Source organism: uncultured Campylobacter sp. (genome assembly GCF_938030815.1).
GTDB lineage: Bacteria > Campylobacterota > Campylobacteria > Campylobacterales > Campylobacteraceae > Campylobacter_B.
This window is the reverse complement of the sequence record NZ_CALHII010000043.1, coordinates 1-16,375: the sequence shown is the minus strand read 5'-3', so window position 1 is coordinate 16,375 and position 16,375 is coordinate 1. Positions and strand designations below refer to the sequence as shown.

The 16,375-nt window shown below is 34.0% G+C and carries 12 protein-coding genes; 11 read left to right on the top strand and 1 reads right to left on the bottom strand.

What is annotated here, in order from left to right; all coding sequences use genetic code 11:
• Positions 1–70 precede the first annotated feature (70 nt).
• The 3 genes from Q0277_RS01300 to Q0277_RS01290 are packed head-to-tail and all read left to right on the top strand — an operon-like array spanning position 71 to position 6,583.
• The gene (locus tag Q0277_RS01300; protein ID WP_297994764.1) at positions 71–2,554 is read left to right on the top strand and encodes a hypothetical protein; all 2,484 of its coding nucleotides are present in this window, start codon (positions 71–73) and stop codon (positions 2,552–2,554) included.
• 35 nt (positions 2,555–2,589) lie between these two features.
• On the top strand, positions 2,590–3,450 hold the full coding sequence (locus tag Q0277_RS01295; protein ID WP_297994762.1) for a Hachiman antiphage defense system protein HamA: 861 nt from the start codon (positions 2,590–2,592) through the stop codon (positions 3,448–3,450).
• The gene (locus Q0277_RS01290) at positions 3,440–6,583 is read left to right on the top strand and encodes a DEAD/DEAH box helicase (protein WP_297994759.1); all 3,144 of its coding nucleotides are present in this window, start codon (positions 3,440–3,442) and stop codon (positions 6,581–6,583) included. Before Q0277_RS01295 ends, Q0277_RS01290 begins: the two co-directional genes overlap by 11 nt.
• A gap of 27 nt (positions 6,584–6,610) precedes the next feature.
• On the opposite strand, the gene Q0277_RS01285 is transcribed toward Q0277_RS01290, so the two are convergent.
• Positions 6,611–7,348, bottom strand: a complete 738-nt coding sequence (locus tag Q0277_RS01285) for an NYN domain-containing protein (RefSeq protein ID WP_297994757.1) — start codon at positions 7,346–7,348, stop codon at positions 6,611–6,613.
• Between the two features lie 872 nt (positions 7,349–8,220).
• Between Q0277_RS01285 and Q0277_RS01280 the strand changes: the two genes are divergently transcribed.
• The 8 genes from Q0277_RS01280 (at position 8,221) to Q0277_RS01245 (ending at position 16,321) form a co-directional block, all read left to right on the top strand.
• The gene (locus Q0277_RS01280) at positions 8,221–9,669 is read left to right on the top strand and encodes a RepB family plasmid replication initiator protein (protein ID WP_297994754.1); all 1,449 of its coding nucleotides are present in this window, start codon (positions 8,221–8,223) and stop codon (positions 9,667–9,669) included.
• Positions 9,670–9,753: 84 nt separating this feature from the next.
• Positions 9,754–9,963, top strand: coding sequence for a hypothetical protein (locus Q0277_RS01275; protein ID WP_297994751.1), 210 nt, complete (start codon positions 9,754–9,756; stop codon positions 9,961–9,963).
• Positions 9,964–11,034, top strand: a complete 1,071-nt coding sequence (locus Q0277_RS01270; protein WP_297994749.1) for a HipA domain-containing protein — start codon at positions 9,964–9,966, stop codon at positions 11,032–11,034.
• A 192-nt stretch (positions 11,035–11,226) separates the two neighbouring features.
• A complete protein-coding gene (locus tag Q0277_RS01265; RefSeq protein ID WP_297994746.1) occupies positions 11,227–12,165 on the top strand; it encodes an adenine-specific methyltransferase EcoRI family protein in 939 nt (312 codons plus the stop codon).
• Between the two features lie 8 nt (positions 12,166–12,173).
• Positions 12,174–12,923, top strand: a complete 750-nt coding sequence (locus tag Q0277_RS01260) for a hypothetical protein (RefSeq protein WP_297994743.1) — start codon at positions 12,174–12,176, stop codon at positions 12,921–12,923.
• A gap of 180 nt (positions 12,924–13,103) precedes the next feature.
• Complete coding sequence (locus tag Q0277_RS01255; RefSeq protein ID WP_297994740.1) at positions 13,104–13,502, top strand: EexN family lipoprotein; 399 nt, start codon at positions 13,104–13,106, stop codon at positions 13,500–13,502.
• 175 nt (positions 13,503–13,677) lie between these two features.
• Positions 13,678–14,013: a hypothetical protein gene (locus Q0277_RS01250; protein WP_297994738.1), complete on the top strand. Its 336-nt coding sequence runs from the start codon at positions 13,678–13,680 to the stop codon at positions 14,011–14,013.
• A gap of 10 nt (positions 14,014–14,023) precedes the next feature.
• A complete protein-coding gene (locus Q0277_RS01245) occupies positions 14,024–16,321 on the top strand; it encodes a VirB3 family type IV secretion system protein (protein WP_297994736.1) in 2,298 nt (765 codons plus the stop codon).
• Positions 16,322–16,375: the final 54 nt, after the last annotated feature.

Genomic DNA, 16,375 nt, shown 5'->3' with positions numbered 1-16,375 from the left:
AATCTCTACAATTATGTTTTTTTTTATGGTTTTTATATTAAAATATCCCATTTTTTAAAAAGGACTTTTTATGACAGATTTTAATAAAAAAGCAAAAGATTTAGATTACTCCATTAAGAAACAATTACTATACAAATTTATAGGCAAAGAAAACGAATTTCACTATGTTTTGGAAAAACTCTTAAAAAAGATGCACCACGATGACGATACGTATATAGAGATTTTACAAGGTGCTAACGAAAACGGTAAAGACCTTGTTATGGAATACACCGATCCTTTAGGAGACAGAAAATATACAGCATTCGTTGTGAAAGCTTTAGAAAAACTAGACGGCAAAGCATCTGGAAAAACAACAGAAATAGTAACACAGGTTAAGCAAGCCTTTAAGATACCAGCTAAATTAGGTGATCGATATAAAAAGGCTATAATTTCAGATGTTTGTATCATTAATATTGGGACAATTACGAATGGTGCTCAAGAAAAAATTTTATATGAAATAGATGAAATGCCTTATAAAAACAATACTAAATTTATAGATACACGAAAATTAATAAATTTATTTGAACAATTTTATCCGGAGTTTTTCTTTAATAATAGCGCAGAGGTTTTATTATTGGATAGTATAAAGAAAATAGAACAATTTTTAGGAGATAATAACGATGATGAGTATTTTATTCAACCGAACATTAAAAAGCACACAAGAAGTAGGCAAGATCTCATAGTAAGTGATAATGATAAAAATACTCTCAATAGAATAAGTGATCAAATTTTCGGTAAAAAAGAGACCCTTGATTCTTTTCTAAAAATATTAACTTCAAAAACTAAAAAGAAATTTTTATTGACAGGCGATGCTGGCTCTGGAAAGTCCATTTTGGTTTTTAAGATGATACTTGTATTTATAAATAACTTTTTAAAAGAAAACTCAGGCAAAATTCTTTTAGAAGAAAAAAAAGATTTTACCTTGCCGGTGTGTTTTAGAGCCACTGATTTTATTAATAAATATTCATCGAATGATTTTTATAGGGCCGTGGAATCCTTTTACGATGATATGATTACTTTAAAACCAAATTTAATTATTATAGATGGCATAGACGAAGTAGATAAAGAGACGAGGAATGAGATAAAAAACAATATTGAACACTACTTATACGAAAGGAAAAATAGTGCAAATATACTTTTTACATCTAGAACAAACTATGGAATAATAGAATTTTTATCTGAATATGAAAATTATGAACTTTTGCCATATGGTGTAAACCAAGCAATATCTCTTATTAAAAGAATAATTAAAAATAACAATGTGGTAATTACTACTATAGAAAAAAGTATAAATGAACTTGAAGGACAAATACCGTTTTATCCATTAGCATTAAAACTTTTAATAGACGTTGTAAAAGAAAAACATGAAATTCCAGCGTCTATTACAGAATTATATAATAGATACGTTAGCCTAATCTTTGGTGAATATCAAACAACCGATGTTAATATTGATAACCTCTTCGAGCCAAAAATAAAAAAAGATTTTTTAGCCGATTTCGCATACTACTGTTTTTTTAAAAAAGATAAAGTCATAGTAACAAATAGTGATTTTGAAGAATGTATTGATTTATTCTGTAAAAAATATAGTTTTATAACAAATAAAAATGACTTTATTAACACCATTGCTAGAACATCATTAATTAAAATTGATGAAAAAGATAACGTATCCTTTTCTCATAAATCATTTTTAGATTATTTTATAGCCTTATATTTTAAAGATAACAATGAGGAATTAGACAATGAGCAATTCAATATTTTATTTGATTTATACACTTCTGATGGACTATGGGAAGATGTTACTTATTTTTATTTTGGTTTAAAAACAAAAATAAATAAAAAAGATTTGGAAAAATTAAATAATAAAATAGAGAAAATAGAGGATAGATTTGAAAAAAATATAAATATAATGTTTTTAGGTAAGCTTCTGCAGTACGGTTGGATGACAGAAAGCAGTATAAAAAGCAAGGTTATAGAAAATGCGATAAACAATTCTTTAAATTTAAAAGATGACTTTAACCTCGTTTTCCAAAAAATTCTTAAAATAGAAAAGCCGCCAAAAATAATAAGTAGCATAGCAATGTTACATTTGATGAGAATGTATTATTCCAGTATGTTTATTGTTAGCGAAGTAAAAAATATAATTTCTGAGGTTGCAAATACACCAATATCTACCGACAATACAAATTTACAACCAGATGAAAATAAACTATATTTTTGTACTATTTATATATTATCAAATATGAATTTATTGGGAAAAGAATACGTGGAAAATGTTTTACTTAAATTTTTACCACAAATAACTAAAATGATAAATATTGAAAATAATTTATTATTAACTGCAATAATAAATATATTTAAAAATAGAAATAAATTCGATGATAAAGAAGACCTCAAGGCATGTATAAAAGCAGTAGTTAATAAACAAAGAAAAAAGTATCCGGAATTATTAAAAGATATATTTTCTACGAAAAAGAAAAAGGATTTTAAAGAATTATCATCTTATAAACGCAAATAACCACATTAATAAATTTGTAATAGGACCACAAATCTATGGGAAAAATAAACATATCGGCTCCAGAACACATTCAATGGCTGATCGACACTGGCAAACGATTGAAAACTATTGATGGTAAGGAAATTGAGATTTGGGAATTCCGTTATGAAAAAGATGAAAAAACGCTCTCAGCTTGGGCAAAATACTTTCGAAATCATTATTGTCTAGATACCGAGATAGATTCTCTTCGAGGCAAACGTTCGCGATCGGATTATCTTATCGATATCAAATTTCCAAGTGAAACATCAAAACTCGGACCAGGAATTAGAGCGGGAGACTTTGGAGAAATATTAATTGCCGATTACCTGCAATGGCTTCTTGATTGCTGGGTACCTAGAGTGCGATGGTCATCTAAAGCTATTCGGGATGAGTCACTTAAGGGCAGCGATGTTATTGGATTTAGATTTCATAAAAAAAACAATGAATCCTCCGCCGAAGACGTGCTATTTGTTTTCGAGTCGAAGACAAAATTCTCCACCTCCAAGATCAATCGCTTACAAATTGCTATTAATGATTCCGCCAAAGATCATATTCGAATAGATGAATCATTGAACTTTATTAAACAAAAACTCTTGGAAAAAAAAGAAAACGAACAGGCTAAAGGAATCGAAAGATTTCAAAATCCCGTGGATATTCCATACAAAGAAAATTATGGTGCTGCCACCATTATTTCAGATGAATATTTCGACGAGAAAGAATTGGCTTCAACAGATTGTAGTAAAATCCCCAAATCAGCAAAATCAAAGGAATTCTTCCCTCACCCAAATCGTGACAGTCTAGTCCTCTTGGTTATCAAGGGACCCGGCATGATGGAGCTTGTCCACAAGCTCTACAGGAGGGCTGCGGATGAGGCCTGATAAAAAATCCGTTCATCTTTTGGGTATTACTCGATCAAAAGCTAAGATGATTGAGTACCACGTACCTGAAAAATACCAAGAAATAGATCTATCACTACATCCAAATAAGCTCTTCACCATCTCGATTGGTTTACTGGGCGACCTAGCCGCTGCGATCAACCGAAATGAAGTAACTCCCGATTCTCTTGTAAAACTAAAAACCAATCTGCTATTTTCCGCCCGTTTTTTCGACTCTTACCTCCAGTCAAAGCTGAACGAGACACTTAATCCCTACCTCGCACTTCTGGGTTCCGCCTCCTATTACCTGTGCGATCTTCCCGGAAGCGCGTCGGTATTGGCGAAGAGCATTGATGGTGACTGTCTAGATTTGAATAGTGATGGTTTAGAAAATCTATTGCTCTGGTTGTTAAATGCCGATACGAGAACTTATTTTGATAGAACTAAAGGACCGTTCGGTAAATTAATCGACGAGATTTCAAAATCGGTTTCCCAGTTTTTTAAGGATGGAAACGGCGAAGAAAATCTCTTCAAATTAACTACACAACTGCGAGATGCTATCTATGAATTCGGCTTGCCAAGACAACTTTTATTTGGCGATGTGATCGTAGCTGTCATAAGAAAAAAGTTAGAAAATTCTACATGGAAAGCTTTGCCATTATATTCCGGATTACCTCAAAAGAAGTGGGTACATGCACTGCAAAAAGACTCATTTATCAAAGAACTCTGGCCTGCACAACACCTTTTGGGGAAAGCCGATGTTCTTAAAGGTAAGTCTACCATCATTCAAATGCCCACTAGTGCCGGCAAAACAAAAGCAATAGAATTAATCCTTAGAAGTGCGTTTCTAGCCAAGCGCGCATCACTGGCCATTATCATCGCCCCATTCCTAGCGCTGTGTCAAGAGATCAACAATAACCTTGCCAAAGCGTTTTACAATGAAAATATCAAAGTAAATGAGTTAACCGATGTTTTACAAACCGATTTTGAAATTGATAAATTCCTAAAACAACAACAAATCTTGGTTACAACTCCAGAAAAATTAGTCTACATCCTTCGACATGCTCCGGAATTAGCTAAAAACGTTGGGCTTCTGATCTTTGATGAATGTCACCAGTTTGACAGCGGCACCAGAGGTATTACATATGAGCTGCTATTAGCATCGCTGCGATCCATAATTCCTGAAGGAATACAAAAAGTGCTGATTTCAGCGGTCATTAGTAATGCAAAAGATGTTGGAGAATGGCTAAACGGGAAACCCAACGTTGTCGAAGGTACGGCACTGATGTCTATTTTCAGATCGGTTGGGTTTGTTAGTTGGCTTGATCGGTTGGGAAAGATTGAGTATGTTGACAGCCACAACATCGACCAAAGTGGATTTTTTGTTCCAAGGGTAATTGAAAAATTAAACCTCAAGAGTAAAAAAAGGGAAAAAACTATCCGTTTTTTCCCTGAAAAGAATGATGGACAGGCTATCGCACTATATCTTGGTTTTAAATTGGTTCAAAACGGCGGCGTTGCTATTTTTTGTGGAAGGAAATCAACAGCGGCTAATATCTGTGAAAAGGCCATCGATATTATTGAACGAGAAGTATCATTAGCCTTGCCGGTAAATTTTTCAGACGCGCAGGAAGTTAAGCGACTAGCTAATTTATATATTAAAAATCTAGGTGATAGCGCTTTTGCATCCAAGAGTGCGATATACGGAATTTTTTCTCATCACGGCAATGTACCACACGGTATTCGATTAGCAGTAGAATATGCTATGCGTGAAAATCTCATAAGGTTTGTTATTTGTACTTCTACTTTGGCACAAGGAGTAAATCTCCCAATCCGGTATCTCATTGTTGCCAGCATTTATCAGGGTAAGGAACATATCAAAGTTAGAGATTTTCATAATCTTATTGGCCGATCAGGTCGTGCAGGAATACATACTGAAGGTAGTGTTTTATTTACCGACCCTATTGTGTATGACAATCGACATAATCGAAAAAATAGTTGGCGGTGGAATATAGTTAAAGAGCTACTTGATCCAACCATGTCAGAGAAATGCACAAGCAGTCTTTTTCAACTAATTCCTTTGACTATCTGGAACGACCAAGCTAATTCAAAAGATAAAAAGAAACATCAGTTAAAATTAGATATACCACTTTTTGTTCAGAATTATATAAATGGGTGGGATTCTCTAAATGAAAAGATTAATGAGATTGTTCAACAATACGGTGAATACGGTTTCACGGTCGATATAATCAAACCACAATTCGAATTTTTTAGCTTAGCTCTTGCCTCCATCGAAGGTTTTATTCTCTCTAACTGGGATACTGTTGATAATTGCTTAACAGAAGCAGGAATTGTCGAGTTGGCAGAACAGACATTGGCATACTTTTTGGCTGACAATGATGGAAAAGAACAGATTAAAGAATTATTTAAACTTTTAGCAAAAAACATATTGGTAAATATTACTAATACCAACCGGCGAATAGTATTTAGTAAAACACTCTATGGTGTCAATGATGCTCAAATAATTGAAAAGTGGGTACAGGATAACACCGATAAACTTTTTGCTATCCAAAATAAAGATGAAGTTTTTAATTTGGTGTGGCCGTTAATAATGGAATATGTTCACAATGAAGCTTTTCGTAAATTTAACAAAAAAGATATTCTCAAAGAAATTACAAAAAAGTGGATTTTGGGAACTCCATTTTTTGAACTTTATCGAATTGCCGACGCAAGTGAATGTAAGCTCGGTGAAGGGAAAAAGCCAAGAAAAGTCAAAATCGAAAATATTATTGATATATGTGAGGGTGGGCTTGCCTATGACGCAACTCTTCTTGTGAGTGCATTGTTCGAATTTGTAGGAATGTTGGATCGAGAAGAATCAGGCAGGTTAGTAAAATATTTTCAGTTTTTCCAAAAGTGCCTAAAATATGGTTTGCCTACCAAAACCGCTATCGATCTTTATGAGCTTGGTTTTTCAGATCGTGTTATTGCTCAAGATCTTGCCGCATCTTTAGAATTAAAAGATAAAAATAATATTATAGACACACTAAAACAAAACCAGAAAACAGTTAAGAAAATAATGAATCAATATCCTAGGTATTTTCAAGAGCGCATGAAGGAAATTTTAAAAGAATAAATGACCTTTAATTTTTAATGCTTTGTTTCAAAGATCTGGATCCATATCCGGATCTATTTCATTCTCATTCTTTGGAAAAATCGAAGACAACATATCCAGATGCTCAAGCAGCTCTTGTTTTACGTAGCCATTTTGCATAGGGTCTAGTTGAATTATTATTCCTTCTTTCCTAGCCAGTTTAATCGCTGGAATAAAGTCACTATCGGCCGTGATCAAAGTAATCTTTTCAACCTGCCTTTTATTGGCTAAGGTTGCCATATCTAGGCCGATTTTCATATCTACGCCCTTTTGTTTTACGTCTAAAGTAAAATCTTCGTCTTTTAAATCCTCGAGCTTAATTTTTCCACTTAAAAGTCTTTTTAAAGTTGTGTAGTTTTTAAATTTCCACTGTATAAAATTTGTATCAAAATATCCTAATCTAACAGAGCAATATGGTTGTTTTTTTAGGCACGATAAGAGCTCTTGTCTAAATTTAAAAGTCTGTGTATTTTTTAAATTTAGCTGTTTTCTGCTCACTGGCAGTGAAGTCTCATTTTCTAAGGGCTCACAATCGTAGATGAATATTCTATACAGATAGTCGTTATTTTTCATAACGGATTTGTACACGTAGTGTCTTAGTCGTTTTGCCATATCTTTTGGATCAGAAACGTTAAATATCGTTTTATAACGTTTTAAGAAAAATGATAGATCTATTAATACTGCAGTCTTTAGAGGCTTAAAAATGGAGTTAAACGGTGTTTTCTTGCCTATAAGTTCTTGTTGCATAATATGTTCCTTATAATAAAAATATTAATTTTATGTCAAAAGTGTCAGGACGCTTCCTCAACAATAGTATGAGACGTCCTTAACACATAAATTTCGTAATCGATTATAGCCTTTTTCAGTTTTGTTGTCAACAATACTATTTTCTTTTACTTGTTTTTCCAAAAGGAAGTTATCATAAAAAACTGGAAATTTTTTTGTGATAATTTTTATTAAAAATTTGAACTTGATTTTTCAATTTTTTTCGAAAAAAATTCAGCGGCAGCGTTTAAATTTATTATATAAATTTATTATATTATTAGGGGGTGTGAATAACCTGAGCTATTCACATGTTCTTCATTCGATTTTATGGTAATTTTAGCCGTGTATTCACGCAGAAAATTTTCGGGGGTTTTAGGTGAGCATTTCGGGGGTTTTGAGTGAGTTCGTCGGGGGTTTTAGGTGAGCATTTCGGGGGTTTTGAGTGAGTAGCTTTAATATATATTATCAATTTATTATGCCGACAAATTTGTATTTTGCCAAAAAACATATCAAAAACCTTTAAATTTGAGTCTAGATACAAAAATTTTCTGCCTTTTGCTTCGATCTGGGTTCAAAATTTATGGCCGGGAAATTTATGAATTTTAAAGAATTCCCATGTACTGGTATTTTGCGGCCTGTCGGGCTCACCCGTAACCCCCGAAAACATCTCCGAAACTCTAAACATCAATGATACTAAATATTTTATTTTTTAATATTGAATCAATATTAAAAACTATATAATTTTATGAAAATTTAAGTTTCTATTAATGATCTCTATAATAAAATTATGACCATTAATTAAAGATTTAATGAAATTTAAATAAAATAACATAAATAACGGCAGGTAGGAGCCTATGGATAATAACGATAAAAATACCCATATCAGAAAAGCCAACCCGCTAATATTGGGGATGCCTTCGGAGAGTAACATTAAGAAATTAAGCGTTTACGATCTAAAGGTAATAAATTTTTTGATAAAGATGCTTCGTTGGCTGATTAAGACAAGCGACGTCGCTCCTACGACAGATTATATTATCACGGAATTTGACTCCTTAAATTTTAAGCTTTTTTATCCCAACGATGATCCAAATTGGCGAAAGCGCTTTGAGAAATCATTACAAAAATTATCCCAAATTCAATACGTTTTGCGCGACTATCAGGATGAATTTACCGGCAAATGGATCTCTTTCAAAGTTATAAATTTTATTCTAACACCTACTATAGGAAAGGATGGAATGGCTAAAGTTGGTTTTACGCGCGAATTTGTAACTGCCGGGCTTAAAAGATCCGATTACACTTTGTTAGAAATTCAAAGTATAAACGCCTTCAATAGCAAATATTCGCTACATTTTTACGAGCATATCATTAGCCATATTCAAAATTTTGCAAATTCCGCCTCAAGCAATGATTTTTATATTGAGCGCATAGAACTAGATGTCAAAGAGCTTTCGGCCATATTTGAATTTGATCTTGAAAAAAAAGAGTTGCCGGATGGCTTTAAAAAATTCCTAACGAAAAGCATAATGTTTAATAAAATCGTTCTACCCGAGCTAAAAGGCGTTTTAAACTTCGAGGATGTCGAAATTTTTTCAAAAGATATGCGAATAGCGTTTAAGGGGTTTGCGTCTGATTTTGTGGAAAAATTTAAAACCAGGAGCGAAACCGATATGGAACTAGCGCTGCGCTCGTTTAGTGAAAGTAATAAATTCCTTGAGCTTAACGGCGCACCGGAGGTTGAGATCTTTGATAAAGAGAAGCTAACCAGCGAAGTGCACTACAAGGTAAAAAAGATAGCAGAGTATGAGAGCTATCTAAAATTTATGCAAGAGTTAAGAAAATACTATGCCAACAGATCTTTATTTTTCGGCCAAGACAAAACGAAAATAGCTAAAATTTTAGGTTTAGAAGAGGAGAGCTGCGATATAGTCATCACTAGCACGGGCAAATTTGTAGACAGGGAGAACAATTTTAGAGAATTTTTTCCTAGTAGAAGATTTGCTAAAGTGATTAGGCTGCTGTTTTCAAATGGGGGATATGAACGCATCATGAAAGAAATCGGGATCATAAAGCAGCGAAAATTTATGAAAGAGAGGGTTCTGGGCTCCGTAGGTTTCGCTTTTAGAAGAGGATTTTACAATTATCGGGTCAAAAGCATAAAATTTGATGAAAAGGACGAAAAGTTTATGGTAATATTTTCGATCCAGGACAGCAGAGTTGAAAATGGCGGCGAGTTTATGGATAAACAATTTTTTGATTATTATGAACAGTTTGAAAAGTTTTTAAGAGATGAAAGCGTAAAGTAACTTAATATATCTTACATTATCTTATATTAAGGTAAAGTAAGATAAAATTACTTTTAAGTATCAACTAAAAAGAAAGGGTAAATTTTGGAAAAGCCGGCTTTAGATGAACGAACACTACCTCTTGATATCCAGGAAAGAATAAGGGATCTGTTGGAATGTGAGTCTAAAAATGACACCTTACATTTGGATATTTATTGGGGCGAGCTTTACGGCTCTATAAACGCCTCGCAGCATGGCGGAGAAATTTCAAAAGAGCTCGCTGACTTTCTTAGAGAGAAATATTTAGGAATATAGATGCAAGAGATAGATTTTACGAACTGCAAAAGGCACTATAAAGCCTACGGCGGCGCAAACGGAAGTAAAATTTCCATATTTTATAATGACGAGCTTTATATGCTTAAATTTCCGCCCAAGCCTTCAAAAAACAGTGCGATCTCATACACCAATAGCTGTTTTAGCGAATACATATCTTGTCATATTTTTAAAAGCTTAGGTTTAGACGCTCAAGACACGATTCTTGGAAAATTTAACGATAAAGTGGTTGTAGCCTGCAAGGATTTTACGCAAGGCGGATTTGATTTTTTTGATTTTGCTTCGCTAAAAAATAGCGTTATAGATAGTTCTGGCAATGGATACGGCACCGAGCTTAACGATATTTTATATACCATAGACAATCAGGTTCAATTTAATATAGACCAGGCCGAAGTCAAGCAATTTTTTTGGGATATGTTTATAGGCGACACTCTGCTTGGAAATTTCGATAGACATAATGGTAATTGGGGGTTTTTAGTTGATCCCACTAACGCAAATTGTAAGCCGGCTCCTATTTTTGATTGCGGCTCATGTCTGTATCCGCAAATGGGTGAGGAGGGCTTTAAGAACGTTATGAATAGTAAAGAGGAGATAGAAAAAAGAATTTACGTTTTTCCAAATTCCGCTATACGGAAAAACGGCGTTAAGATAAATCCGTTTAACTTTTTAAAAACTACTACTGATAACGATTGTATCGAGGCTTTGAAAAGAATAACACAGAGAGTAGACATTAAAAAGATAAATGAGATAGTGGACAATACGCCTTATATCTCGAATAATCATAAGAATTTTTTAAAGACCATGATAAAATCTAGAAAAACTTTGATTTTGGAAGAAACCCTGAGGATTAAATTTGAAAACGAAAAAGGCTTTAAGAGTGTAAAAAGCGCGATTCAAATTAAAGATCCGCACGCTCGGAATGTTTTAGAGAATGCGGAGAATTTATTGAAAAATCGCAGCAAAAGGTATCTTTCAAGTATTAAAAACGAAAAATCAGGCAAAGCGGATCTAAGTATCAATAACGATTTAAAATCAATTGATAGAGAATTATAATGTAACTTAATGTAGTTTGCTTTAAGATATATTAAGCTACATTAAAATAAAGGTAAAACATGCAAGTCAAAGCAAATGTGATCCGCGCCCACTGGCAGAGTTTCGAATGCAGCGGTTGTGTTCGTGCAGGCCGCTTCGAAAATATCGCTCGATATATCGTGCTTACGAGCAATGAATGATAGGTAATAAAATATGACTCAAAATACTAAATTAAATAAAGCATTTAAAGAGAAAGATGATGAATTTTACACACAAATAAAAGATATAGAGCTGGAGTTGGCAAACTATAAAAGTGCTTTTAATAAAAAAAAGATTTTATGTAACTGCGATGATTATAAAAAGAGTAATTTCGTGAGGTATTTTGCGGAAAATTTTGATAAATTGGGTATCGATAGTATTACTGCCATAAGTTATAATAATGCAAAGAATACAAATGTTGTAAAAATTAAGCGGAACATTGAAAATTATGATATTGCCGTTCAAAATAACGATAAAAGACTAAAATGTAAACAAGTTGCTCATAATGGAGATTTTAGAAACAAAGAGAGCATAGAGCTACTAAAAAAGAGCGATATTGTTGTAACCAACCCGCCATTTTCGCTTTTTAGAGCGTTTATAGATATATTGATTAATTATAATAAAAAATTTCTCATTATAGGAAACTGTAATGCCATAAGCTATAAAAATTGTTTTTCTTATATTGTCAAAAATAAAATGTGGATAGGTAATAATTGCATTCGTTGGTTTAAAAGGCCAAATGGCTTATTATCGGAAGCCGCTAGATCATACTGGTTTACAAATTTAAAAACGGATAAAGAAAGGAATTTTTACTTGCTAGAGACAAAATATCAACCCGATATTCATTTAGAATATGATAATTATATAGCTATTGAAGTGTCTAAAGTAAAAAATATTCCAATGGATTATTTAGGCGTCATGGGCGTGCCTTTGACATTTTTAGAAAAATATAATCCGGCTCAATTCGAAATATTAGGTATGGATTTTTATGTTAAGGATGGTAATTTAGATTTGGCAAAAAAATCTTGGAATGGAAAATTAGACAGAGCTTATTTAAACGGTAAGCGTATGTATTCGAGAATTTTGATACAACAAAAACAGATTATGAATTAGGAGTTTTTATGCCACTTTCTTATCAAATAATAGAATGTCAAACACCACCGAATCGTAGTAATATAAATAAGATTTATAAAATTGTTAAGGTTGCTTTTCAAAATACAGCTAAAAATAAACAATGGCTTATTGATAAAGCAACTGAGTTTGCTTCAAAGGTAAATCCCTATGCTGCGAACCATTCGGAAGTAACAAGAAACAACGATAGGCTTATTCTTGATGCTATGGGCGGTATTTTAGCAGAATATGGCTGGTTAGTATATATAAATAGAATTTTCGGAGATGCTACTGTATCTTTTACAGAATTTAATAGCTCAAATTCACAAATAGATTTATTGCTTAATAACGGGAAAACAATTGAGGTAAGATCATCTTTTGTTAGAAATGGAATAAAATTTGGAATTTGCAATGAGCGATATAATTTTAAGAATATCTGCAAATATGAGAATTTGTATAAACCAGGAGAAATAGACAAGGATTTTTTCGCTTGTGTTTTATTCGAAACACAGAAGCAAGCGATAATAAATGCATCAGAAATCATCTTTTATTTAGTAGGGGGTTCAACCAGAGCTATGATGATGAATGATAATATATCATTCGTGTCCGATCTAGTTGCGGAGGACGACTATACCCAAACAAAAACTAGATATAAGGTAATTAAGTTAAAAGATGCGATGGATATTAATGACTTCGAAAACTATCTAATTCAGATGGGTTATAAAAAACAAAAGGTTTTGCCTGTAGGTTCTATTTTTTGAATCAAAACTCATATGCGGATGAGAGGTATAAAATTTTCAATAATAAAGATGTGAAATATCTTAATGTAACGTAAAGCACATTAATTTAAGTTATATTAAGGTAAGGTAGGTTATAATACTTCAAATTTTTTAAAGTAAACGAATAGTAAAATACCGATAAATTTCAACAAGGAGAATAAAATGAAAAACACTAAGACGCTTTTAGGTGCACTTGCATTGGCTGCTTTGTTAGTAGGCTGCGGTGACGATACCGAGGTAAAGACTAAGGAGTATTACGACGCTCATCTTGACGAAGCCAAAGAGGTTTTGGCAAAGTGCGATTTCAATACCCTTAAAGACGGGAGCAATTCCTATAAGAATTGCGTAAACGCCAAAGAATCAGTTAATGATATAAAAGTTATGACGGTAGAATACTATGAAAAGCATATAGAGGAAGCTAAAGAGGTAGAAAAGAATTGCGATTGGGATAAGATAGAAGAAGGAAGCAAAATGCACAAAAATTGTGAAAATGCAAGTAAGGGGTTAGAAGAATATAGATTTAATGAGCGTAAAAAATATTTTACTGGAGGGCAGAAGTAAAAAATCGTAGGCTTAGAGGATAAAAAGTTTTTCTCGGGGAAAAATAAGATTTTAATATTATTTCAATATTAAAATTTCTATTATCTCATATACTTAAGTTTATTTTAATTTACTTTGTATTAAAATTATAAAGTAAATTAAAATTTACGCTTTACTTCTAAAAAAAGGAGTCTAAATGCGCTTAGGCTTTTCAAGAGTGTTTACTAACGAGAGCGCTAGTAAACTATCGTCTCAGATGGTTAAGCTATTTTTGATAGCTTTACTTTTTTCCGTAATTCCGGATAGTGCATTTGCTATCGGAGGTCTTAATAAAGCAACTAGCGCTCTAACAGAAGTTAGAACATGGGCTTATACCTTCGGCGGCGTTGCAATCGCGGTATGGGCTATTTTTGCGACTATCAAAGTAGCTTCGGGCGGTGCAGATTGGAAACAAGAGTTCTCAAAGCCCGCAATAGCACTTATAGCACTCATTTCAATTACGGAGATCGTCAACTACTTTATGCACAAATAAAAGGTAGAATATGAACGAGGAGCTCGTCTATAAGGCGATGACCAGACCCGCAACTATTGCGGGTGTACCTATATTGCCTCTTATTTTTACCGTAGTGCCTCTGACGCTAATCTTTTTTGCTACAAATCGCTATTTGCTGATTTTTATCCCGGTCATAATTTGGGTTATGAAAGAGGTGACCAAAAAAGATGATAATGCTTTTAGGCTTATTATGCTTAAGGTTAGGTTTTTCTCTAACCCTCTTAGCAGGTCATTTTATGGAGCAAAAGCTTATAATGCCAGTGCCTATGAGAAAAATAAAAACCTTGTAAATTTCGGCTATCCTAAGCTTACTCCACTTAATGGGCTAAATCAAATTCCGCATATCGGCGGATACCTTCCGTATCAGACTTTGGTAAAAGACATAGTAATTACTAAGGATTTTGATTTTATGGCTACTTGGCAGGTTGCCGGCGTACCGTTTGAGCTTGAAAATGAAATAGACATAGGCGTAAACAAGGATAATCTAAACAATTTCTTTCAGCAGTTTGCAGAAGAAAACGTATCGTTTTACTTTCACAACTGCAGGATGAATATATCCGAACGCTTTGATAGCAAATTTGACAATGAGTTTTTACAAAGTCTAAACGACAAATATTACGAGAGTTTTGAGGGGAGTAGTTTAAAGCAAAATAAGCTTTTTATCACGGTAATCTATTCGCCGATCGTAAGGGCGGATAAAGTAACGCTAAAGGGTGCTAAGCTAGAGGATAAGATCAAGCAATTAAATGCCGTTATATCTAGCTTTCGTCGTATCTGCCAAAACATAGATCAGCGCCTGGGCGCTTTTAAGCCTACTCGTCTAACCACATATGAGAAAGACGGGGTTAAATTTTCATCGCAGCTCGAGTTTTATAATTTTTTGATAAGCGGCAAATTTCATCCTGTTAGAGTTCCAAAAGCCCCTATCTATTCGTATATCAGCGGAAATTTAAACGAAGTGATATTTTCCGCCCATACGATCCAGCTAAAGCATAATACCGGGGAATCCACTTTTGCCAAAGCCATAGAAATCAAAGATTTTCCTAGCGTAAGTTCTACCGGCATTATCGATAAATTGATGTATGAGGACGTCAATTATATCATCACTCAAAGTTTTGTTCCAATCAATAAAAAGCTTGCCGGCGCTAAGATCAAGCTCCAAGAAAAAAGGCTTATCACGGCCGAGGACGACGCCATAAGTCAAATAGAGGATCTGGCGCTAGCCAGGGACGAGCTTTCCAGCGGCGAGATAATATTTGGAGACTATCATTTTTCGTTACTTGTATTGAATGATGATAAGGATAAAATTGCCAAAGATGCTAATTTGATCTCTACTCGTCTTAATGAGCAGGGTTTTATCTGCCAGGAGGCTAGTATCGCACTTCCTGCAACATATTTTGCACAATTTCCTGCCAATTTCGGTATTAGACCTAGAATTCATACCATATCCTCGGCAAATTATGCCAGTCTGATAGCTTTTCATAATTTTCCTATAGGCAAACGTAATGAAAATCAATGGGGCGAGGCTATCACTATCTTTAAGACGCCGAATAAGCAGCCTTTTTATATGAATTTTCATCAAACCGATTATGATCGCAGTACGTTCGGAGATTTTTTACTCGGCAATACGTTAGTTCTTGGTCAATCAAGCGGCGGTAAGACGGTACTTATGAATTTTCTGCTGGATCAACTTCATAAATTTAATAATAAAAGCACATTTCCTAACGATATTCCGGATAATCGTAAAAAGGCGTTTTTCGTCTATCTCGATAAAGATAAAGGAGCGATGGGAAATATCATCTGCGCAGGCGGAAAATATATTACCATCAACGCCGGAAAATCTACGGGATTCAATCCGTTTATGTGCGAGGCTACGCCTGAAAATAGGCGAAGATTGAAGGTGTTGATGAAGATGCTGGCCACAAGAACCGGTAAAACTCTTACCACTATGGAGGAGGAAAATTTATTTATCGCGATCGATAGCGTATTAGACCGGATACCCGATCCAAAAAAGAGGCGTTACGGTATGTCGCTTATGCTTCAAAGCTTGACCGAGAGCAGCAGCGATACGAACTCCGTAAAGTCTATTCTTAAAGCTTGGGCTCGAGGCGGGGAATACGATTGGGTATTCGACAACGAATACGACGAGTTAAATTTTAACGACGACAGCACCATACTTTACGGGATCGACGGAACGGATCTGTTAAAGGATGATGAGATCAACTCTTTCGTAGCCTATTACATGCTATGGCGAATACTGGATTTAACAGACGGCCGCGCCCTTTAGCCAGCGCGAAAGTCAGCTCCAAACCGCTTTTTTCCACCAGAAACGGCAGGTCGC

What these genes read in the sequence shown, in the direction of transcription:
- Q0277_RS01260 (WP_297994743.1), top strand. Translation starts at nt 12,174, where the DNA reads ATGCCACTTTCTTATCAAATAATAGAATGTCAAACACCACCGAATCGT.
- Q0277_RS01255 (WP_297994740.1), top strand. Translation starts at nt 13,104, where the DNA reads ATGAAAAACACTAAGACGCTTTTAGGTGCACTTGCATTGGCTGCTTTG.
- Q0277_RS01245 (WP_297994736.1), top strand. Translation starts at nt 14,024, where the DNA reads ATGAACGAGGAGCTCGTCTATAAGGCGATGACCAGACCCGCAACTATT.
- Q0277_RS01300 (WP_297994764.1), top strand. Translation starts at nt 71, where the DNA reads ATGACAGATTTTAATAAAAAAGCAAAAGATTTAGATTACTCCATTAAG.
- Q0277_RS01270 (WP_297994749.1), top strand. Translation starts at nt 9,964, where the DNA reads ATGCAAGAGATAGATTTTACGAACTGCAAAAGGCACTATAAAGCCTAC.
- Q0277_RS01295 (WP_297994762.1), top strand. Translation starts at nt 2,590, where the DNA reads ATGGGAAAAATAAACATATCGGCTCCAGAACACATTCAATGGCTGATC.
- Q0277_RS01285 (WP_297994757.1), bottom strand. Translation starts at nt 7,348, where the DNA reads ATGCAACAAGAACTTATAGGCAAGAAAACACCGTTTAACTCCATTTTT.
- Q0277_RS01280 (WP_297994754.1), top strand. Translation starts at nt 8,221, where the DNA reads ATGGATAATAACGATAAAAATACCCATATCAGAAAAGCCAACCCGCTA.
- Q0277_RS01290 (WP_297994759.1), top strand. Translation starts at nt 3,440, where the DNA reads ATGAGGCCTGATAAAAAATCCGTTCATCTTTTGGGTATTACTCGATCA.
- Q0277_RS01250 (WP_297994738.1), top strand. Translation starts at nt 13,678, where the DNA reads ATGCGCTTAGGCTTTTCAAGAGTGTTTACTAACGAGAGCGCTAGTAAA.
- Q0277_RS01265 (WP_297994746.1), top strand. Translation starts at nt 11,227, where the DNA reads ATGACTCAAAATACTAAATTAAATAAAGCATTTAAAGAGAAAGATGAT.